The 1,164-nt window shown below is 56.4% G+C and carries 1 protein-coding gene; it reads left to right on the top strand.

Going from position 1 to position 1,164, the window contains the following annotated elements:
- Positions 1–1,164, top strand: a 1,164-nt coding sequence (tuf, locus tag BMY45_RS27200) for an elongation factor Tu (RefSeq protein WP_052915370.1), incomplete at its 5' end; no start/stop codon positions are given.

Genomic DNA, 1,164 nt, shown 5'->3' on the forward strand with positions numbered 1-1,164 from the left:
CCGCACGTCAACGTTGGCACCATCGGTCACGTCGACCACGGTAAAACCACGCTGACCGCTGCTCTGACCCGTGTCTGCTCCGAAGTTTTCGGTTCGGCCAAGGTTGACTTCGACAAGATCGACAGCGCCCCGGAAGAGAAAGCTCGCGGTATCACCATCAACACCGCTCACGTTGAATACGATTCGGCCGTGCGTCACTACGCACACGTTGACTGCCCAGGTCACGCCGACTACGTAAAAAACATGATCACTGGTGCTGCCCAGATGGACGGCGCGATCCTGGTTTGCTCGGCCGCTGATGGTCCGATGCCACAAACCCGTGAGCACATCCTGCTGTCCCGTCAGGTAGGCGTTCCGTACATCGTTGTCTTCCTGAACAAGGCTGACATGGTTGACGACGCTGAGCTGCTGGAACTGGTTGAGATGGAAGTGCGCGATCTGCTGAGCACTTACGACTTCCCAGGTGATGACACTCCAATCATCATCGGTTCGGCTCTGATGGCTCTGAACGGCCAAGACGACAACGAAATGGGTACCACTGCTGTCAAGAAGCTGGTGGAAACTCTGGACAGCTACATCCCAGAGCCAGAGCGTGCTATCGACAAGCCGTTCCTGATGCCAATCGAAGACGTATTCTCGATCTCCGGTCGCGGTACTGTTGTGACTGGTCGTGTTGAGCGTGGCATCGTCCGCATCCAGGAAGAAGTTGAGATCGTCGGTCTGCGCGACACTCAGAAAACTACCTGCACCGGCGTTGAAATGTTCCGCAAGCTGCTCGACGAAGGTCGTGCTGGCGAGAACTGTGGCGTCCTGCTGCGCGGCACCAAGCGTGACGACGTTGAGCGTGGCCAGGTTCTGGTCAAGCCAGGCACCGTCAAGCCGCACACCAAGTTCACTGCAGAAGTTTACGTTCTGAGCAAGGAAGAAGGCGGCCGTCATACTCCGTTCTTCAAAGGCTACCGTCCACAGTTCTACTTCCGTACAACTGACGTGACCGGTAACTGCGAGCTGCCAGAAGGCGTTGAAATGGTAATGCCAGGTGACAACATCCAGATGACTGTCACTCTGATCAAGACCATCGCGATGGAAGACGGTCTGCGTTTCGCTATCCGTGAAGGCGGTCGTACCGTCGGCGCTGGCGTCGTAGCCAAAGTCATCGAGTAA

Origin of the sequence: Pseudomonas sp. NFACC39-1 (genome assembly GCF_900110355.1) — a bacterium.
In the GTDB taxonomy this organism is placed as follows: Bacteria; Pseudomonadota; Gammaproteobacteria; order Pseudomonadales; family Pseudomonadaceae; genus Aquipseudomonas; species Aquipseudomonas tehranensis.